15 protein-coding genes are annotated in these 21,211 nt (G+C 48.3%); 13 read left to right on the top strand and 2 right to left on the bottom strand.

What is annotated here, in order from left to right; all coding sequences use genetic code 11:
* Window positions 1-504 precede the first annotated feature (504 nt).
* The 12 genes from ACFS7Z_RS19420 (at window position 505) to ACFS7Z_RS19365 (ending at window position 17,727) form a co-directional block, all read left to right on the top strand.
* Window positions 505-2,556, top strand: coding sequence for a M13 family metallopeptidase (locus ACFS7Z_RS19420; protein ID WP_377488123.1), 2,052 nt, complete (start codon window positions 505-507; stop codon window positions 2,554-2,556).
* Window positions 2,557-3,256: 700 nt separating this feature from the next.
* Complete coding sequence (locus ACFS7Z_RS19415; RefSeq protein WP_377488120.1) at window positions 3,257-3,814, top strand: NUDIX domain-containing protein; 558 nt, start codon at window positions 3,257-3,259, stop codon at window positions 3,812-3,814.
* Between the two features lie 100 nt (window positions 3,815-3,914).
* Window positions 3,915-4,715: a lysophospholipid acyltransferase family protein gene (locus tag ACFS7Z_RS19410; RefSeq protein WP_377488117.1), complete on the top strand. Its 801-nt coding sequence runs from the start codon at window positions 3,915-3,917 to the stop codon at window positions 4,713-4,715.
* Entirely contained in the window at window positions 4,663-4,950 is a 288-nt protein-coding gene (gatC, locus tag ACFS7Z_RS19405) for an Asp-tRNA(Asn)/Glu-tRNA(Gln) amidotransferase subunit GatC (RefSeq protein WP_377488114.1), read from the top strand. Before ACFS7Z_RS19410 ends, gatC begins: the two co-directional genes overlap by 53 nt.
* Before the next feature lie 15 nt (window positions 4,951-4,965).
* Window positions 4,966-8,007 (top strand): tetratricopeptide repeat protein, encoded by a 3,042-nt coding sequence (locus ACFS7Z_RS19400; protein ID WP_377488111.1) that lies wholly within the window; start codon window positions 4,966-4,968, stop codon window positions 8,005-8,007.
* 9 nt (window positions 8,008-8,016) lie between these two features.
* Window positions 8,017-8,736 carry an ABC transporter ATP-binding protein gene (locus ACFS7Z_RS19395; protein ID WP_377488108.1) on the top strand — a complete coding sequence of 240 codons (720 nt, stop codon included), beginning with the start codon at window positions 8,017-8,019 and terminating at the stop codon, window positions 8,734-8,736.
* 5 nt (window positions 8,737-8,741) lie between these two features.
* Window positions 8,742-9,290, top strand: a complete 549-nt coding sequence (locus ACFS7Z_RS19390; RefSeq protein WP_377488105.1) for a cob(I)yrinic acid a,c-diamide adenosyltransferase — start codon at window positions 8,742-8,744, stop codon at window positions 9,288-9,290.
* 25 nt (window positions 9,291-9,315) lie between these two features.
* Entirely contained in the window at window positions 9,316-10,389 is a 1,074-nt protein-coding gene (locus ACFS7Z_RS19385) for a branched-chain amino acid aminotransferase (protein WP_377488102.1), read from the top strand.
* A 102-nt stretch (window positions 10,390-10,491) separates the two neighbouring features.
* A protein-coding gene (gene prfB, locus ACFS7Z_RS19380) for a peptide chain release factor 2 (protein ID WP_377488099.1) occupies window positions 10,492-11,569 on the top strand; the annotation gives its coding sequence in 2 pieces (ribosomal slippage) (window positions 10,492-10,551 and window positions 10,553-11,569; 1,077 coding nt in all).
* Between the two features lie 783 nt (window positions 11,570-12,352).
* On the top strand, window positions 12,353-15,514 hold the full coding sequence (locus ACFS7Z_RS19375) for a SusC/RagA family TonB-linked outer membrane protein (protein WP_377488096.1): 3,162 nt from the start codon (window positions 12,353-12,355) through the stop codon (window positions 15,512-15,514).
* A gap of 21 nt (window positions 15,515-15,535) precedes the next feature.
* Window positions 15,536-17,005: a RagB/SusD family nutrient uptake outer membrane protein gene (locus ACFS7Z_RS19370; RefSeq protein ID WP_377488093.1), complete on the top strand. Its 1,470-nt coding sequence runs from the start codon at window positions 15,536-15,538 to the stop codon at window positions 17,003-17,005.
* A 125-nt stretch (window positions 17,006-17,130) separates the two neighbouring features.
* A complete protein-coding gene (locus ACFS7Z_RS19365) occupies window positions 17,131-17,727 on the top strand; it encodes a ribonuclease HII (protein WP_377488090.1) in 597 nt (198 codons plus the stop codon).
* Window positions 17,728-17,773: 46 nt separating this feature from the next.
* Here the strand turns inward: ACFS7Z_RS19365 and ACFS7Z_RS19360 are convergent, their stop codons facing one another.
* Together ACFS7Z_RS19360 and ACFS7Z_RS19355 are read right to left on the bottom strand one after the other, a co-directional pair.
* Window positions 17,774-18,214 carry a response regulator gene (locus tag ACFS7Z_RS19360; protein WP_377488087.1) on the bottom strand — a complete coding sequence of 147 codons (441 nt, stop codon included), beginning with the start codon at window positions 18,212-18,214 and terminating at the stop codon, window positions 17,774-17,776.
* Between the two features lie 48 nt (window positions 18,215-18,262).
* Window positions 18,263-19,723 (bottom strand): sensor histidine kinase, encoded by a 1,461-nt coding sequence (locus ACFS7Z_RS19355; protein ID WP_377488084.1) that lies wholly within the window; start codon window positions 19,721-19,723, stop codon window positions 18,263-18,265.
* A 370-nt stretch (window positions 19,724-20,093) separates the two neighbouring features.
* Here ACFS7Z_RS19355 and gcvT point away from each other — a divergent pair, with 370 nt between their 5' ends.
* Entirely contained in the window at window positions 20,094-21,182 is a 1,089-nt protein-coding gene (gene gcvT, locus ACFS7Z_RS19350; RefSeq protein ID WP_377488081.1) for a glycine cleavage system aminomethyltransferase GcvT, read from the top strand.
* The last annotated feature ends 29 nt before the right edge of the window (window positions 21,183-21,211 follow it).

Here is a 21,211-nt window from a genome sequence, read left to right as displayed (position 1 = left end):
GTTTTACAGAGCAAAAGGAGAGGAAGGCCTTTATACTCACTCAATTTGCACTGTTTATAAGTTCTTTTCCAACATAAATTTGCTGCTGCTAATTGCTCATTCAGGAAAAAGCCGCCAGGCACCGCCTGTAAATTTCCTCAGTATACCTTTGTTTGTTATTGGGGCAGGAGCCTGCTTCTTGAGTAAAAATTACCTGAATCGAACTGATAAAGTAGGTTTGCTGTTGAGTAGGCGTTCTGAACTACTACTACAGCCCGCAATAGAACCCTAAACTGCATGTTGTCACATTTTCTTTTTATTATTGGATCAGTATTTGAAAGATACAGCACCTGAGATGTATGCACTCTTAATGTTTAATTGCACCAGAGATAAGATTTGCAGAAGTACTATTGGTATAAAACACTAATTTAGGAGCAAAATTAAATGAAAGGGAGCTCCATCAATAAAAGCCTTCATCACATACAAACTATTCTAACCTTTTATAACTAACCTTCGATGACAAATATGTCGAACTGGAAAAACAACCTCACACTACTGCTTTTCGGTGCTGCTACCCTTTTTGGCGTAGAAGCATCTGCCCAACAAAACGGCGCCACAAAAAAACAATTCATTGATAAGTCTAACATGGACGTGTCGGTGAAGCCGGGCGATGACTTTTACACCTACGCCAGCGGTACCTGGCTGAAGAACAACCCGGTGCCGGCAAAGGAAACCCGCTGGGGAAGCTTTAACCTGCTGCGCGATTTCAACATCAAGGCCGTGCAGGACATCCTGAACGAAGCTGCTGCAAATAAGAATGCTCCTGCAGGTTCTGCTGAGAAACGCGTTGGCGACTTTTATGCCGCTGCCATGGATAGTGCTGCCATCGACAAACTTGGCTATACACCTATTAAAAAAGACCTGAAAAGAGTAGGGTCAGTGAAAGATACAAAAGCCATATTGAATGAAGTGGCTTACCTGAGAACTTCAGGCGCCGGCTCCCCGATGTTCGGCTTTTATGTGGGCCAGGACCGTAAGGATGTTAACAACATGGTTCCGCAACTGAGCCAGGGTGGTACAACCCTGCCAGACCGCGACTACTACCTGAAGGACGATGCGCGTAGCCAGAAAATACAGGAGGCTTACAAGAAATATATAACGTCCCTGTTTACATTAACAGGTGTTCCGCAGGCAAAAGCACAGCAAAACGCAGAGACCATCTTCAACCTGGAGAAGAAAATGGCCCAGGCGCAAATGGCGCGTGTAGAGATGCGTGATCCGTATAAAACCTACAATAAGTTTTCTGTTTCTGATTTCAGCAAAACGACTCCAAACATTGACTGGAAGACAATGCTGGCTAAAATGAAGGTGACAGGCGAAGATACCATCCTGGTAAGCAACCCAGCTTTCTTCAAAGAACTAGACGGCTTAATAAAAGCAACTCCTGTTACTGATTGGCAGACCTACCTGCAGTGGAACGTGCTGAAGTCAGCGGCTCCTTACCTGAGCACACCATTTGTAGACGCTAACTTCGCGTATTCACAGGCGCTGAGCGGGCAGAAAGTGCAGACGCCACGCTGGCAGCGTATGTCATCTCTCACAGACGGCACCATTGGCGACCTACTGGGCCAACTGTATGTGAAAAAGCACTTTAAGCCGGAGGCAAAAGCCAGGATGGAAGAATTGATCAGCAACCTGATCAAAGCGTACGAAATCCGGATAAATAACCTGGATTGGATGAGTGCTACTACAAAAGAGAAAGCACTGGCCAAGCTGCATGCCTTCACTCCAAAAGTGGGTTACCCTGACAAATGGAAAGCATATGATGGCTTGGATATCAATCGCAAAACGTTCTTCCAGAACGTACGCAATGCCGGCCAGTGGGGCTATAACGACATGGTGAGCCAGCTGGGTAAGCCAGTAGACAGAACTAAGTGGGGTATGACAGCTCCGACCGTAAATGCCTACTACAGCCCGGTAATGAACGAGATCGTGTTCCCGGCGGGTATCCTGCAGTTCCCTTTCTTCGATCCGAACGCGGATGATGCAGTAAACTACGGCGGTATCGGAGCTGTAATCGGTCACGAGATTTCGCACGGCTTCGACGACTCTGGCAGCCAGTACGACAAAGACGGCACACTGCGCAACTGGTGGACCGCAGAAGACCGCGCCCGATTTGAGGAGAAAGCCAAAGCACTGCAGGAGCAATATGACGCTTATACGGTATTAGATACTATTCATGTGAACGGTAAACTGACGCTGGGTGAGAACATTGGTGACCTGGGTGGTCTGAGTGCTGCTTACGAAGCCTTCAAGATGACGGAGCAAGGGAAATCGAACGACAAGATCGACGGTTTTACTCCTGATCAGCGTTTCTTCCTGTCGTGGGCACAGGTTTGGAGAGGGAACATCCTCCCAGAAGCCGCTGCACAGCAGATTATCACAGATCCGCACTCTCCGGGAGAGTACCGAACCATTGGTGCACCGGTAAACATGGATGCCTGGTACGAAGCGTTCAATGTGCAGCCGGGAGATAAGCTTTATAAAGCGCCGGAAGAAAGAATCAGACTCTGGTAATATCTGTAGTATAGATTTTTAATATAGAAAAGCTGCTTCATTCATGTAATGGAGCAGCTTTACTGCTTTCTAAAGCTGTTAAAACTTTGAATAACTAAGCTGCTTCTCTTTCTGCTAAATTTAAAGCAACTAGTAGAGATAATCATCTTCTACTAGCTTTTCGCCTCGCCGGCTGGGCCTTACTTTTCTCCTTGATGAGAAAAGTAAGCAAAAGAATCAAGACCCTCCAAACTCGCTGAACGCTCTGACAGTGGAGTGTCACAATGTGCACCTGGCATACTAATCTACTGCGTTGCTTCAAAGGAATTCACAGAATTAGTGAAGCCTGTGCAGAATCAGCTAATAAGTAAATATGTTTCAATTGACCAAAGTAATCTGGAGGATTTTCTTTGGTGGCTCGGAGGAAAAGTGATTCCAGTTTTTCTGAGAGGCGCCTTGTAGATTTTCGGTGCCACGATTGTGGCAGCCGTTAGGCAGGAAATGTATACAGCGCCGAACAGGAAAACGCGCCCCCGCGGGAGTGGAGCGCACGTAATTAGCTATGGAAAAGGCCGTTTGTGAGTCGCTGGATGAACAGAACCCACGGTAGCTTAGACAGAACATTTATAGCCAGTTTTAATAACCACTTAAGCTAGCGAAGCCAATCAGCATAAAAAACAATTCAATTATATTTGCAGCAGAAAAGCATACAATAACCGCTATGATTGACGAACAACATAACCCCTGGACAACCCTATCCTCCAAAGAAATCTATGAGAACCCCTGGATAAAAGTGCGTGAAGACCAGGTGCTGAACCCGAAAGGCGGAAAGGGCATCTATGGGGTAGTGAGCATGAAAAACAAAGCTATTGGCATTATACCGATAGATGATGAAGGCTATACATACTTGGTGGGGCAGTACCGCTATGCCCTGAACGAGTATTCCTGGGAGATACCGATGGGCGGCGGCCTGATAGAGAATGACATACTAGAGTCGGCGAAGCGGGAGTTGAAAGAGGAAACCGGCTATACAGCTGCTAAGTGGACTAACATGATGCGACTGCATACATCCAACTCTGTCACCAACGAAGAAGGATTTGTTTTCCTGGCACAGGAACTAACAGCGGGCGAAACAGCATTTGAAGAGACGGAGGATCTGCACATCAGGCGGGTGCCTTTTCAGGAAGCAGTGCGCATGGCTATGAACAACGAAATAACAGATGCCATCAGCGTAGCAGGTATCCTGAAGGCGGCGTTGCTCCTGCAACAACAAGGGTAGCAGGCATACCATACCAGCCAGTTTGTCGTTAGGACTGTGCCCTTGTATGGCAGGCGGTGCCGGATTTGTACAATTAGGGATAATGCTTACATTTGAATGTATGAAGGCCATTAAATACATATCACAACGCATCTATACAACCTGGTGCTGCACCTGGTTTGTGCTGCCGTTTGTGGTAACCTATCCTTTCCAGGCTTTCTTACTCCGGAAGGAGAAGTGGTGGCGCCATGTGCACAACATCAACCGCGGCTGGTCTACTGTTTTCCTGCGCATGTTCCTGGCCCCGCTGATTGTGGAGCGCCGGACTGAACTTGACCCGAAGCAGCAGTATATTTTCACGGCCAACCACAGCTCTTACCTCGACATACCGATGATGCTGCATACCATCCCCGGATTCCTTAACTTTGTGGGGAAGAGTTCTCTGGCGAAGGTGCCGCTCTGGGGAAAGGTGTATGACAAACTCTATATTACGGTAGACCGGAGAAACCCGGTAAGCAGTGCCCGGAGCTACATCAAGTCGGTGAGAACGCTGGAAAAGGGGAGGAGCCTGGCTATATTTCCGGAGGGCACTATACCTAAAACGGCCGGAGAAAAGCTGTTGGAGTTCAAAGACGGGCCTTTCAAACTGGCTATTGAACGGCAACTGCCGGTGGTGCCGGTTACCATGCCTTACAACCAGCACTTCCTGCCGGACCTGGACGGAAAGCTGAAAGTACGCTGGCATCCGCTCAAGATAGTGGTGCATGAGCCGATACAGACCATAGGTATGACGCTGCAGGACCTGCCGGAGCTGAAGGCGCGGGTTTTCAATATTATTCAAACAGAAATTACGAAACATAAGAAGACATATGTCAACGGATATTCAGACTATAAAAAAATTAGCACACTTAGCGAGGCTTGAGTTTAACGAGGAGAAAGAGCAGGAAATGCTGCAGGACCTGAACAAGATCCTGAACTGGATGGATAAGCTGCGTGAACTGGACACCGAGAGCGTTGAGCCTTTAACGCATATGTCAGAAGAGGTGAACGTGCTGCGCGAGGATGTTGCAAAGAATACTGTTACACATGAAGAGGCGCTTTTGAACGCTCCTAAAAAAGACTCCGATTACTTCCGTGTTCCGAAGGTAATGGAGTAGTCTGCTGACTTACATATGAATAAAATAAAGTTTTGGAAAGGTTGGGATACTACTATACGGTATCCCTATCTTTTTTTACTCCTGCTGGGAGCACTGGCCCTGCTGCTGGGCGTTTACCATTATTTCAGCGGGGAAAGCATTGCCTTTGGCTGGGATAAAATCACAGATCTGCAGATAGTGCCGGTGCCGGTGCATGAGGTAACACGTCTCCTGGAGCCCTTTACCCTTTCTGCCGACGGCTACCTTATCTTTGAGCAGTACGATGTGGCGCTGCCATCCGTTAATACGGTGGCTGCTACGCTCATGCTGGGAATCCTGGCGCTGTGCATTGCCTTCTATGCCGCCGCCATCAGTACCATGAAGCAGCTGCCGTACTTTGCCGGTATACTCCTGCTGATGCTGTTCCTGGCTACCTTCAACTTTGATGTGTTAGGCACTTTTGGCAATGGCTCCAGCCAGACCCTGCTATTGGTCTCCATCGCGCTGCTGGCTATCACCAGTTATGCCTTTCAGGCCTTTTGGCAGAAGGTGAACTTCTCGCTGCGCCTGCTGGCGATGCTGCTGGTGATGTTGCTTATCGCGCTGCTGGCCTACAGAGGGGCTGAGTTTCCGGCTGAACTGGTGACGCTGCACCTCGTGAACTATTCCTCCATTGGTACGCTCGCGGCTACGGTGCTGTTCATGGTGTGGGTGGCCTATGAAAACGTAAATGCGCTTCTCTGGATCAATACACAGGCAAAGACGCCGGAGCGGCGGTTCAGCATGTGGCAGTTTATATTGGTGAGCGTGCTGTACCTGCTCAACCTGGTGTTGCTGTACCTGCGCCATGTCGGTTACCTGCAGCTCGACCTTTTCTACATAAACGGCTACTTTATTCTGCTGCTCTCAGCAGTGGCAGGCTTCTGGGGAATGCGTCAGCGGGAGGAGTATTATAAGTCACTCTTCCTGTTCCGGCCCACAGGTGCCGTGCTGTATCTGGTGTTTGCAACCATTGCCTTCCTGAGCATCGGGTATGCCTTTGCCACGGCCAACGACCCGCTTACGGTCTTTTACCACGACATGGTCGTGTACACGCACCTTGCTTTTGGAGTGGGTTTCTTCCTGTACATCATGATCAACTTCGGGCGGCTCATTGATCAGCGGCTGCCGGTGTACAAGGTGGTGTATCAGCCTAAATCATTCTCGCTCTTCTCTTTCTTCCTGATGAGCCTCATTGCCTGCGTTATACTGGTGATGCGCACCCAGTACCGCTCTTACTTTCATGTGCAGGCGGGCTACTACAACTACCTTGGCGACCTTTACTCCGCCTCCGGCAATGTAATTCTGGCTGAGCGCTTCTTCGAGGAGAGTGATCTGTATGACGCCAACAATGTGAAAGCGAATTACAGCCTCGCAGCCATGCACCGGCAGGATGACCAGCGTAACAATGAGATACTTCGGCTGAAGGATGCGCTGGAAAAGCGCCCGAACCCCAAACTTTACGTGCGCCTCGCCAACCTCTACGACGAGAAGCAGTTCTTCTTCGAAAAGCTGTATGTGCTGCAGCAGGGAGCGGAGCGTTTCCCGGAAAGCGGCGAAATCTACAACAACCTGGCCCTGCTTTACTCCCAGACCAGCGTGCAGGACAGCACCGAGTACTATTTTAACCTGGCACAGCGGCATAACTCAGACGAATACTTCGTGCGCAGCAACCGCCTGGCTTATTATACGCGGCAGGCCATGCTGGATCCGGCCAAAGTGGTGCTGGAGGAAAGTCGGAAAGGCAATAACAAAGCGCTTCGCAGCAATATGGCTGCCTTAAGGCAACTGCTGGGAAAGGATCCTCAGAATGAAGACACCTTTATTCCGGATTCCATACAGGCAGTGGAGGACTTCACACTTTTCTATAACCAGACCATCAGCAGGCTCAACAAAGGCGATACCACGCGGCTGGAGGCAATCAACAGTTATTTAGCTTCCCGGGGTAACCAGCTTTTCCACGAAGACCTGCTTTACCTGAAGGGGCTTGTGCACCACTACAATGGCTTGCCGAAGGAGGGCAGGAGAGTGGTGGAGAACCTGGCGCTGCAGTCTGAGCGGAACAGCGGCTATTACTATAATGCGCTGGGACAATGGATGATGGAGGAGGAGAACTACCGGGCTGCAGCCGCCTATTTTAAGCAGGCCAAAGACTACGGCTATAAGCAGGCGTACCTGAGCCAGGGTTATGCGCTTGCGCTGGCAAACAAACCTGAAACCGCTATACAGGCGCTGGAGGAAGTAGCTTTTTCGGAAAACGAGGCAGCTGTTGCCGTGGCACAGGATCTGGCAGAGGTGCTGCAGCAGGACGTGAAGACCATTGTGGCAGAGGTACCGGACAAGGATAAGGTGCAATATCTGTTAACATATTTGCCACAACTGAGTTTAGAGGAGGTGAATGCACTGGTACAGGCAGTAGAAGAAAAAGACCTGAAGCGGCAGGCCATGATAGCACGCATCGATTACCTGATAGGCCGGAAAGAGTGGAGAGCAGCCTATGAGGCCATAAAGGAAACCTCGCCAAAGCTACAGCCGGAGGGCGAACTCCGCTCTGCCCTGAACCTGCAGCAGCTGAAAGTGTGGCTTCATGCCGGGAACTACGATGCCCTGCTCAACAAAATGGACAAGCTGTACCTGACGGACCGTGATAAGCGACAGCGGCTGTACTTTAAGGCGCGTATTGCAGAAGAGAAAGGCCGAAAGGAAGAAGCTGCCACACGGTATGAGCAGGCCCTGAAAATGCTGTTATACGATGAGGAAGTTGTGCTGGCAGCAGCAAGTTTCTTCGACAAGTATAAGCCGGAAGAAGAGGTTGCCTACAATATTTTGCTGAGCGGCATTACCTATAATCCTTTTGCGGCAGAACTCTATAAAGCTTATGCACTGGAGAGCCTGGATCAGGGACTATTCTCCTATTCGGAGCAGGCACAGGAAACATTACGTGATTTGCTTCCTTCTGCAGAATACAGTACATTTATAGAGAAGTTGAACCAAAAGCGCCAGGAAGTTGAGACACGTGCCGATAACTGGCAACTATGAAAAAAACGTATGAACATGCTCATCGAAACGCACGACATCTCGAAGATATACCGCATGGGAGCGGAGACTATACACGCCCTTAAATCGGTGTCTATCAAAATCTCAAAAGGCGAGTATGTTGCTTTTATGGGGCCTTCCGGCTCCGGCAAGTCAACCTTCATGAACATTGTCGGCTGCCTCGATACGCCTACCGGCGGCACCTACATCCTGAACGGAAACGACGTGAGCAACATGACGGACAACGAACTGGCGGAGGTGCGCAACAAAGAGATCGGCTTCGTATTCCAAACCTTTAACCTGCTGCCACGGCAGAGCTCGCTGGAGAATGTAGCCCTGCCCCTTATTTACGCAGGCTACGGCAAAAGCACGCGGGAAGAAAAGGCACAGCGTGCGCTTGAGAGCGTTGGGCTTGGCACCCGTGGCAAGCACAAGCCAAACGAGCTGTCTGGTGGTCAGCGGCAACGTGTGGCCATTGCCCGCGCCCTCATCAACAATCCCAGCATAATTCTGGCCGATGAGCCGACAGGTAACCTCGACTCCAAGACTTCCTATGAAATTATGGAGTTGTTTGAGGACCTGCACTCCAAGGGTAACACCATCATTATGGTAACGCACGAAGAGGATATTGCCAAATATGCACACCGCATTGTAAGAATGCGCGATGGTCTGATAGAGTCCGACACTATAAACGAGGATATCGCCACCGCCGCCAAACTACAGGCAGAATAACAGTAATGAAAATATACACGAAAACAGGCGACAAAGGCACCACCTCCCTTATTGGTGGTACCCGTGTGGCTAAATCTGATCTCCGCATCGAAGCGTACGGTACCGTAGACGAACTGAATTCCTATATAGGGCTGGTGCGCGACCAGGAGGTAAACCGTGAGCGGGCATACATCCTGAAAGAGATTCAGGACAGGCTCTTTACCATTGGTGCCCTGCTGGCCACTGACCCTGCCAAATCAAAAATGAAAACGCCTGATCTCCATGAAGAGGATGTCACGCTGCTGGAGCAGGAGATAGACAGCATGACAGCCGGAGTGCCGCCCCTGCGTGCTTTTGTGCTGCCAGGCGGGCATCAGTCCGTTTCTTTTTGCCACGTGGCCCGTTGCGTGTGCCGCCGTGCCGAACGTATAACCATTCATTTACAGGAGCATTCCCCGGTAGAAGACCTTGTGATAATATATCTGAACAGATTATCTGACTATCTGTTCGCACTTTGCCGTAAAATGACGCAGCAACTCGGAGCAGAAGAAGTTACCTGGAAGCCACGACTTTAAAAAATAAGTATAAAACCTATTCCATATGTCAGTTGATACTCTAACTATAGCTACAGAGCGTGTAAAACAGTCACGCATCTCGGAGGTGGATTTTGATAACCTTCAGTTCGGGAAAACTTTCTCCGACCACATGTTTGTGGTGGACTATAAAAACGGCGAGTGGCAAAACCCGCAGGTGCTGCCGTACGGTAACATGTCGTTGAGCCCTGCCACATCATCCCTGCACTATGGGCAGGCTCTGTTTGAGGGAATGAAAGCCTACCGTGACCAGAACGGGGACATCCTCCTTTTCAGACCTTTAGCCAATCATAAGCGCCTTAACTCCTCAGCTGAGCGCCTTTGCATGCCGGAGTTACCGGAAGATCTTTTTATGCAAGGCCTTTCACAGCTGTTGCGCGTGGATGCAGACTGGGTACCTTCCAAGGAAGGAAGCTCCCTATACATCCGCCCGCTGATGTTTGCAACAGATAGCTTCATTGGGGTGCGACCGTCTTTAACTTACCGTTTCCTGATCATCACCTGCCCGGTAGGCAAGTACTACGATAAGCCGGTAACCGTAGCGGTGGAGCCTCACTATGTGCGCTCAGCAGAAGGCGGAGCCGGTTATGCCAAAGCAGCGGGCAACTATGCAGCCGCTTTGCTGCCCGCTAAAAAGATGCAGGAGAAAGGCTATGACCAGCTTATCTGGACCGATGCCCGTGAGCACAAGTACATTGAGGAGTCAGGTACCATGAACGTGATGTTTGTGATAGACGGTGTGCTGGTAACCCCTAGCCTGAGCACCAGTATACTGCATGGTGTTACCCGCGACAGTGTGTTGCAGGTGGCAAAAGACCTGGGTTATACCGTAGAGGAACGTCGTGTTTCTGTGGATGAAGTAATAGCCGCACACAAAGCCGGTAAACTATCCGAAGCCTTCGGAACAGGAACAGCGGCCATTATCTCACAGATTGCACTGATTCACCATGAGGGGCAGGACTATGAGCTTCCTGCGGTAGAGGGACGTGAAATCTCCAATAAGGTGGCGGCAGAGCTGAACAGAATAAGAACTGGCCAGGTGCCGGACACACATAACTGGGTGTATAAAATCACGCTGTAAAGACTAAAATAAATTTAAAATGCTGGTGTATAAGCTACTAAGGTTTATACACCAGCATTTTGCCTTTCAAGTAAATACATTTCATATTATAAACTATAATCCATGACAACTGAACAGGTTAAGGAATTAAAGGCCAGAGTTGAGGCCTTGAGGAGGTATCTTTGACTACGATGTCAAGAAACAACAAGTAGAAGAAACAGAAACTCAAACCACAGCGCCTGATTTCTGGGACGACCCGAAAGCAGCTGAGAAAGTCCTCAAAGAAATTAAATCCATAAAAGTATGGACAGACCATTATGAAACGGTTGAAAAGACCATTTCTGATTTTGAGGTGCTGTTCGACTTTTACAAAGAAGGAGACGTTTCAGAAGAGGACATAAAGCAGGAGTTCAAAAAAGCGACAGATGCCGTAGAGGGCCTGGAGTTTAAGCGCATGCTCAGCGGCGAGGAAGACCAACTGAGTGCCATCGTTGAAATAAACCCGGGTGCCGGCGGTACCGAGAGCCAGGACTGGGCCGAGATGCTGATGCGCATGTACATTATGTGGGCAGAGTCTCATAACTTCAGCGTGAAGCAGATCAATTATAACCCGGGAGACGGAGCAGGTATAAAGTCCGCAACGCTGGAGATAACCGGCGACTTTGCCTACGGGTATCTAAAGTCCGAAATAGGGGTACACCGCCTGGTGCGCATCTCACCGTTTGATTCCGGTGGCCGCCGCCATACTTCTTTCGCCTCGGTTTTTTCTTACCCGGTGATTGACGACACAATCAATATCGAAATCAATCCAAGCGATATCGATTGGGACACCTTCCGCTCGGGTGGTGCTGGTGGCCAGAACGTGAACAAAGTGGAGACGGCGGTGCGCCTGAAACACGGGCCATCAGGCATCGTGATTGAGTGCCAGATTGAACGCTCACAGCTCATGAACAAAGAGCACGCGCTGCGCATGCTGAAGTCCCGGTTGTACCAGATAGAGGTAGAGAAGCGCAACGAGGAACGTGACCGCATCGAGAGTACAAAAAAACGCATCGATTTTGGTTCTCAGATCCGGAATTACGTGCTGCACCCTTATAAGCTTGTCAAGGATATCCGTACAGGTGTGGAGCGCTCCGATGTGCAGAACGTACTGGATGGGGACCTGGATGAATATATTAAAGCGTACTTAATGCAGGCGTAAAGACTTGTACAGTACCTAAGACAAAATAGAAAAGGCACCGTTTCCGGTGCCTTTTCTATTTAATCAAGCACCCCGAGTAAGCAAATCCACTATATTTACCATTTAAAACCCTCTTTAAAAAAGTCTAAATCAATCAGGCTTAATTATCGACTTCCTAGCTTTCTTCTTTGCAAGAAAAATTATAGTGCTTTATTGTTATAACACAAGTCCTTGCATACGAGTGTTTAATTACTCTGTTTCTGGAATACAGGAATAGTACTAACCTTTATCAAATTAATAAGGATTTGTCATTTTTGTTCTCAAAGGGCTATGTTTAGCTATAGGAGAAGTGAGCGCTTGCTTAAAAATAGAATAATTTATTTGCCGCTGTAACAATAGATGAACTATATTATTGTTGAGACATCAATATAAATCGTGTTCTGATAAAAAATTTATTTTTTTAAGCCTCTTGTTTTTAATTTTGTAAGTGCATAATATTGGGAAAAGAAAGAAGCAAGAGCGGACGGCTAAGAAATAATATCACTAGAATATCTATTAGAACCTGATGCTACTCCCAATCCTTTTCTAGCTTGGTTGTGTCTGTTGTAGAGCGCGCTGGCTAAACATCATTAAAAGCACATATTTATAAAATTATAGAACTCCGAAGCTGCCAGGCTTTTGACAAGCCTGCACGTGAAGGGTATATTTCTTAGCACTTCCAAAGTGCTACTGGAATCGTTTTGCCTGAATATTACAATAAACCAAACCTCAATTCACTTTATTCACTTTAACTACAAACAACAAATGAGAAAAATGTTCCTCATGAGTTTTGTTCTTGTACTAACGCTTCTACAACAGGCGTATGCGCAGAGCAGAACAGTTACTGGTACGGTTACCGACCAGGCGACAACTCAAGGGCTGCCAGGTGTGGCAGTTATAGTAAAAGGTACTTCTGTAGGTACAACAACCGGGGCTGACGGATCTTATTCATTAAGTGTGCCAGCAGGTTCCAACACACTTATATTCAGGTATATTGGTTACCTGGGCGTGGAGAAGGAAGTTGGCAATGTCGGCTCTATTAACGTAGCCCTGTCAGTTGACAACAAGCAGTTGCAAGAGGTAATTGTAGTAGGTTACGGTACCCAGACAAAGCAGGAGTTTACAGGTTCTGCGGCTTCTGTTTCAGGAGAGAAATTGAAGGATATGCCTGTGCAGAGCTTCGACCAGGCCATGTCTGGTAGAGCAGCTGGTGTAAACATAATTCAGCCAAACGGTGTACTTGGTAACCCTCCCGTGATTCGAATACGCGGTACTAACTCTATCTCGCTTAACACGTCTCCCCTAATAGTGGTAGATGGTATTCCGATTAACACAGGCGATAACTCCGTGACTTCTGCTGCAAGCAATGCATTGGGTGACATAAACCCTGCTGATATTGAGTCTATCGACATTCTGAAAGATGCTGCGTCTGCTGCTATTTACGGTTCAAGAGCTGCTGGCGGCGTTGTAATAATTACTACAAAGAGAGGTAAAACAGGCAAGCCAAGGGTTAGCTACGAGGCTTGGGCCGGTACAACAACGGCAACAAGGTTACCTGACCTGCTGAACGCTGAAGAGTATATGATGATAAAGAACGAAGCCGTTCTGAACCAGAAAATACTGAGTGGCAAAGCAGACGACGAAAAAGTGCTTCCAGCGCTGTTCTTCCCTTCGTATGACGCAGACGGAAATCTGATTGACACGGATTGGTACAAGGAAGTTTACAGAAGAGCATACTCTCAGAACCACAGCTTAAGTATTTCTGGTGGTACAGAGTCAACAACTTACTATTTCTCTGCTAACCTTACTGACCAGGATGGCTTTATCAAGCAGAACAACTTCTCAAGAAAAGCTGTTCGCTTCAACATCGATCATAAAGTAACCGACTGGCTGAAACTGACAGGTGCTGCTAACTATGTTAACGCTTTCAGTTCTGCGCCAAATACAGGATCTATCCCTGGTACCTCTTTCAATACCAGCGGTTTAGGTCGTCTTGCTATCGTAACGGCTCCGAACGTTGCTGCAAGAAATGCTGACGGTTCCTATAACATCAGAACTGACAACACCATGGGCCGAGGTGCTAACTTAACGCAGTCTGGCTTCACTAACCCGCTTCCACTGCTGGATCTGAGCTCTTTTACTTCTGAGACTGACCGTATCTTCGGATCTTTTGGTGCGGATGTACATTTAGCAAAAGGAGTTGATTTCAGAACAAGCTACTCATTAGACAGAACAAGCATCGAAGGTATCTCCTTCCAGAACCCGCTTCACGGCGACGGTTTCTCTAACAAAGGAAATGCAACGAACACGCTGCAGCGCCTGGACAACTGGAACTGGACTAATACCTTGTCTTTACAGAGAACGATAGGTGAAAACCACAACCTGTCATTGTTAGTTGGTTCTGACATCCAAGCATTTCAAAACAGCGGCTGGGGTGCCAACCGATTTGGCGTGGCAGATAACTTCTTCAATGAATACCAAGGTAACTTTACAAACATAGCTCCATCTAACAATTACTTCAGAGAGCGTGCCTTTGTGTCTGGCTTCTCACGTTTCAGCTATGATTTTGCTAAGCGTTACTTTATGACAGTTAACTTCCGCCGTGATGGTAACTCAGCGCTATCTGCAGACAACAAGTGGGGTAACTTCGGTGGTGTTTCCGGTGGATGGGCATTGTCAGAAGAAAGCTTCTATCAGAGTTCAGGATTGGCGAACATAGCGAATAGCGTAAAACTAAGAGCAAGTTGGGGTAAAGTAGGTAACGGTAACTTAACGAACGCCTATGGCTCCATGTTCCTTTATGCCTCCGGACTGTATGCAGATGCGCCAACTCTGGTATTTGATCAGGCAGGTAACAATGAACTGGGTTGGGAAACAAGTGAGCAGACTAACGTTGGTATGGATTTGGGCTTCCTCAACGACCGTATCCAGTTCGAATTCACTTACTTCAACAACGATGTAAACAACCTAATTCTGGAAGCGCCACAGGCTCCTTCAAAAGGTATTCCGGACAACAGGATTCTGAAGAACGTTGGTTCTATGTATAACAGAGGTTTTGAATTTGCCATCAACGCAACGCCTATTGCGAAAGGAAATTTCTCCTGGAGCACAAACCTGAACTTCACTTCTATTAAAAATGAAGTAACTGAGCTTTCTGACGGAAACGCCGATATCTTTGGTTTCACAGGTGGTCTTGAAATGACAAACGTAACCCGTGTAGGAGAGCCGGTAGGTAGTATCTACGGTGTGGAGACAGCAGGTGTAAACCCGGCAAACGGCCAGCGTATCTTCATCAACAAAGACGGCAAGCAGGTACAGTACAACCATGCTGCTGCTGCATCACAGCGCTGGACATTTCTTGACGGTACGACCGCTGCCCCAATTACTGCTGCCGGTGACGGTAAGATTTTAGGCAGTGCCCTGCCAACATGGTTTGGTGGTTTCCAGAACACATTCAAGTATGGTAACATAGACTTAGGTCTGAACTTCACTTACTCTGGTGGTAACTACATCTACAACGGTACAAAGGCAGGTCTGAGGGATCAGCGCTTCTGGAACAACCACACGGATGTGCTGGACAGATGGACGCCTGAAGGAAAGAGCACTGCCTTCCCTCGCGTGGTATTCGGTGACAATGTGTCTAACGGCTCTGCCCTCGTTATCTCTGAGAACGTTGAGAAAGCAGACTTCCTGAAACTGCAGACTGCAACACTCGGCTATAAGATTCCTTCTACGCTTGTTGACAAGGCTGGCATCAACTCACTAAGAATCTACACAAGCGTATTAAATGCTTTTGTGCTGACAAACTACACTGGTGCTGACCCAGAGATTTCAACAAACGGTAGCTCAAACACGACACCTGGTGTGGAGCGTAACTCTGTACCGCAAGGCAGAACATTCACTGTGGGTGTAAACGTTGGTTTCTAACATCTTTTAAATTTAAATCAAATGAAGAATATAAATATAAAAGCACGCAAGCACTACCTGCTTAGAATGGCGTTTCTTGCTTTGCCTTTTACTTTTGTGGCTTGCGATACAGACGAGCTGCTAAACCCGGTGCCGGAAACTTCTATTTCTGATAAAAACGCCTTCGATACACCTGAAAGAATCCAGGGGCAGGTAAACGGACTTTACGATGCCGTGAAGAATGGCCAGTTTTATGGTGGCAGACTCGTGGTTTATAATGAGATCAGAGGCGAGGAATACATCAACCGCTTGACGAATGGTGTTACAGGTCTTCAGACATGGCAGCAAAACGTGCAGTCTGGCACGAACGAAGTGCAGAACCTTTGGGGAGCAGCTTATGCGGCTATCAACCGGATAAATGTGTTCCTGCAGGGCCTGGAGGACAACAAAGCCAAGGTTGATCCGGCTCTTTATGAGCAGTTCCAGGCAGAGGCTAAGTTCCTGAGGGCGCTTTCTTACCACAGCCTGGTAACACTTTATGCAAAGCCCTTTAATGCAGATAACGGTAATTCCCCTGGGTTGCCACTGCGCCTGCAGGCTGAAACCTCCACCGCAAATAACGACCTGGCACGTAGCTCGGTGTCGCAGGTTTATACGCAGATTCTAAAAGATTTAAACGAGGCAGAGGCTGGTCTTCCGGCTACTTATGCCACGCCAGCGCTGAACACGACCAGAGCACATAAGAACACTGCTATTGCCTTAAAAACAAGAGTGCACCTGCACATGGGTAACTATGGCAAAGTAATGGAAGAAGCGCAGAAGATTGTGTCTGATGCTGCTCCTTTCACGGCACCATCGGGTGTGGCGCACACCTTACAGGCAGATGTGGCAGTTCCTTTTGTGAACTATACTACAACGGAGTCTGTGTTCTCCATGCCAATGTCTGACCTGGATGCCCCGGGTACTCAGAACCAGTTGGGCTATTATTTTAATGCAGCCCCTGTTGGAAACGGTGAGTACTACCTGAACGCATCCGGCATTGTAGGTGATGCAGCATGGCCTGCAACAGATGCCAGAAAAACGAATTTTGTTGTTACCGCCGGCGGTAACGTTTACCTGGCAAAGTTTGTGAAGCCAGCTCCATTCTCTGACTATGTACCGGTAATCCGATACTCTGAGGTGCTGCTGAACTATGCTGAGGCAGCTGCAAGAACAAACAACTTGGTAAAGGCCGTTGCACTTCTTTCTGCTGTTCGACATAGATCAGATGCAACGTATATTTTCCCGGTTGATGCCCTGCTAACACAGGAAGGCTTAGTTGATGCCATTCTGAAGGAAAGACGCATCGAGTTGTTAGGAGAAGGCTTCCGGGCGATGGACATTACCAGAACGCTTCAGGCATTCCCTGAAAAAACAGGCAGTGGTATCAGCGCACCAGCGGTAGCCCCTACTTCTACTGACTATGTGTGGCCAATGCCTAACTCAGAGTTGGCTACTAACAAGGCGCTATAGTCATGTTCCTGGCCAGCGTCTCTGAATAGAACAAGAGGCGCTGGTAGAAGATAAGTTTTTAATGAAAACCCGCCATCGTTTGACTGGCGGGTTTTTCTTTTTATACTTGTGCCAGATTCATACTTATGCTGATATCAAACCACAGCGGAAACAGTATTGAGGCAGGAGTAGATGAGGTAGGAAGAGGTTGCCTGGCCGGTCCGGTAGTGGCGGCTGCGGTTATATTGCCAGTGCATTACCGGCACCCACTTCTCAACGACTCCAAAAAGCTCAGTAAAAAGCAGCGGGAAGACCTGCGGAAGGATGTTTTAGCAGACGCCGTGGCGTGGGCAATTGGAGAAGCCTCACCTGCGGAGATAGATGAAATAAATATCCTAAACGCGACGTACCTGGCCATGCACAGAGCACTGGACAAGCTGCCTGTAAAGCCGGAGTACCTCTTGGTGGACGGGAACCGGTTCAGGCCATACGAGGAAATTCCTTTTGCTTGTATGGTGAAAGGAGACGGCCGGTACCTTTCGATTGCGGCAGCCTCGGTGCTGGCCAAAACTTACCGCGACGACCTGATGTGTGAATTGGCTGAAGTGCATCCGCATTACGCCTGGGAGCAGAATGCAGGCTACCCGACTAAACTTCACCGGGATGGTATTATCAGCCACGGCACCACCATACACCACAGGCAGTCGTTTACGATGCTGCCGAAGCAACTGGAAATGTTTTAAGGTTGCTACTGTAAAAATAGCCTAAGGTAAGGCAGTAGCAGAGCAGCTATTGTTTCAGTTTGATCAGGTCAAGGAAAAGGCTGAAGCTGTCGAGGGAGGAGTGGCTTTTCTCAAAGCTGTCGAAGGTAAGTGGCTTTACAATGTAGCCTGCCACGTTCAGGCGCTGGGCTGCCATTCGGTCTATGTCCTCGTTCGATGTCGTCATAATGAAGACGGGAATATGGCTGAATTCCGGTTCGCGGCGCATTTCTGCCAGAAACTCCAGCCCGTTCATTTTAGGCATGTTAATGTCCAGGAGAATAACGCTGGGGGCAGGGTTTATTTTTTCAGCACCTTCCGTACCGCGCAGCATGTTCAGGGCTTCGCGCCCATTGCGTGCCACCAGAAGTGGCAGGGAAACATTTATTTTGCTTAGCTCCCGCTCTACGTTCATAATATCCAGGTAGTCATCTTCTACTAAAAGGATATTAGCTGCTTTATCACTCATCTTTTTGTGTACTTCTGATAATACTGAAAACAAAGCTACAAAATCATCTCACTTTTTGGGCCATGTAAAGGTAAAAGTAGCTCCCTGCCCGGGCTGAGACGCCACCCTGATGGTGCCTCCCTGCCACTCTACAATCTTCTTTACGATCGTCAGGCCAACACCGGTGCTTTCTATCGCATCCCGCTCCTGCAGCGTCTGGAAAATGACAAATATCCGCTCGTGGTATTCCGGGGCAATGCCCGGACCGTCATCTGAGACAGCAAATTCATAGAACGACCCCGTTTCCTGGCAGGTTACCTTCACCAGGCCCTCGCTCTTGTTGTGGTACTTAATAGCGTTGTTGATCAGGTTACTGAATACCTGCTGCAGCTGTATACGGATTGTATGCAGAACCGGCATGTTTTCCTGCACCTCAATCCGGATTCCTGTAGCAGGGGCAAGCATGTCTACTATCTCACTCAGCAGTATATTTACATCCACCTCTTCCTCAATCTGTTTTGTGCGGCCTATGCGGGCCAGGGCCAGTATACCGTTTATCAGGTTTTCCATCCGGTGCACCCGGATGCGCATCATCATGAGGTACTCCTGCACTTTTGGCGGCAACTGTGCCCCCATGTCTTCCTCTACCCAGCGCGACACAACCTCAATGCCGCGTAAGGGTGCCTTCAGGTCATGCGATACAACATAGGCAAACTGGTCGAGCTCTTTGTTCTTGCGGTCCAGCTCAGTAAACGACTCATCTATGGTAGCCGACATACGGTTAAGGGAGTAGGAGAGCTGGCTCAACTCGTCGCGGGAAGTGTCAACGATATGCGTTTTGTAGTCTCCCTGCGATATTTGTTCAGCCAACGTTACCATTTTTATGATCCGGTCTGTTATGAGGCGGGTGATATAGAACGCCCAACTCAGCCCAAGGATAACAGAAAGGACGGTGAGGATAGTAGAAAGTTGCTTAGTGTTGCTTATGCTCTTGGTAAGGCGGTCTTGCCGCTCATTACGTATCTGGTACTCAAAAGCATTGAACTCGCGGAAGGAGGTGCGGATGGTATCCATTAATGCTTGTTCGTCCAATAAGAGAATCTCTAACCGCGCATCGAACTCATCTGTATCCAACGTATCAGTGCGCTGTAATGCAATGAGCGGTTCAGCATAGACTTCCTGAAGACGCTTCTTCAGGCGAAATATCTCATTTAGTTTTTCAAGCTGCTGTGGTGAATCAGAAATGAGTGGCTTTGTGTCATTGAACAGCTTGGGTAAGTTCTTTTTTGCCTGTACGTAAGGTTGCAGAAACGTTTCGTTGCCATTCAGCAGAAAGCCACGTAGTCCAGTCTCCATATCTGTAATGTGGCGCTGCAGGGCAGCGGAGTTCCGAACCACCATCTGGGAACGGGCCACCCAAACGGTGTTGTCAACTACATCTTCTGAGAGCCGGATGTTGACGATGGCTACCGCCGTAAACAGGAGTGAGATGAGTAAGAAACCTGCAAAAAGTTTGTAAGAAAGTTTCATCTAAGGCTGCTTTTCCTTTACCGTAGCGGCATGCAATAGCATGGCTGAAATTTAAAGGTACAACAGTTTTATGATTTCACCTTTCAAACCGATGCTTTGGCCCGGGCCCGAAAGGGAAATAAGAAATAAAACTTGGCGTCTGGCCAGCGCTCAGGGCTATATAAAAGGAGGCAGCACAGAAGAAAGGAGAAGCTAAGTCAAGGAAAATGAATACGCCTGAACAAGCAGGGCACGTCTTTGTTTTTTGTTTGCCTGCGTTAGGGGTTCTTGCTGCTGCAGTTGCTGGTAACCGGAGGTATTTTATTTCGGAAGCGGATTTAATTTACTTATTTTTGCCCCCACAATTACTCTGAACCTCATATAACACCGCATGGAACTAAAGAAGATTGCTCTGAATGATGTGCACGAAGCGCTTGGTGCTAAAATGGTGCCGTTTGCCGGCTATAATATGCCTGTGCGTTATTCATCTGATATAGAAGAACACAACACTGTTCGGAATGCCGTTGGTATCTTTGATGTGTCGCATATGGGCGAGTTCATGTTGCGCGGCCCGCAGGCCCTGGAGTTGATTCAGCGCATCACCTCAAATGACGCCTCTAAGCTGACAGATGGTAAAGTGCAGTATTCCTGCTTCCCGAACGAAGAAGGCGGTATTGTAGACGACCTGCTGGTGTACCGTTTCAGCGAGGAGGAGTATATGCTGGTAGTAAATGCGTCCAACATTGAGAAAGACTGGGCATGGGTGAGCAAGTATAACACCAATGGCGTGGAGATGGAGAATATCTCTGATGAGCTGTCACTGTTTGCTGTGCAGGGTCCTAAGGCTGTTGAGGCACTACAGTCGCTGACGAAAATTGACCTGCCGGCTATGGTATACTATACCTTTGAGAAAGGCGAATTTGCCGGGGTGCAGGATGTCATTGTATCAGCAACAGGCTATACAGGTTCCGGGGGTTTTGAGATTTACGTGAAGAACGAAGATGCCCAAGCCGTGTTCGAAGCCGTTATGGAGGCTGGCAGGAGATTCGGCATTAAACCAATCGGCCTTGGTGCACGCGATACCCTGCGCCTTGAAATGGGCTTTTGCCTGTACGGAAACGACATAAACGATACAACCTCTCCGCTGGAAGCAGGTTTGGGCTGGATAACCAAGTTCGACAAAGACTTTATAAACGCAGATAAACTCAAAGCACAGAAAGAAGCTGGAGTAACACGCAAGTTGATTGCCTTTGAGATGCTGGAGAAGGCTATCCCGCGTGCGCACTATGATATTGTGAATGAGGAAGGCGAAAAAGTGGGAGAAGTAACCTCTGGCACCATGGCACCGTCGTTGGGTAAAGGTGTAGGGCTAGGGTATGTAACGCAGGATTTAAGCAAAGTAGGCACCGAAATTTTCGTTCGCGTGCGCAACAAGGACATGAAAGCACAGGTGGTGAAGCTGCCTTTCTATAAAAAATAGTTGTTGGTTACTCGTTATCCGTGTAAAAG

Origin of the sequence: Pontibacter toksunensis (assembly GCF_042686245.1) — a bacterium.
Classification (GTDB): Bacteria; Bacteroidota; Bacteroidia; order Cytophagales; family Hymenobacteraceae; genus Pontibacter; species Pontibacter toksunensis.
Note: the sequence above shows the minus strand (reverse complement) of the source record. Positions and strands in the feature narration are given on the sequence as shown.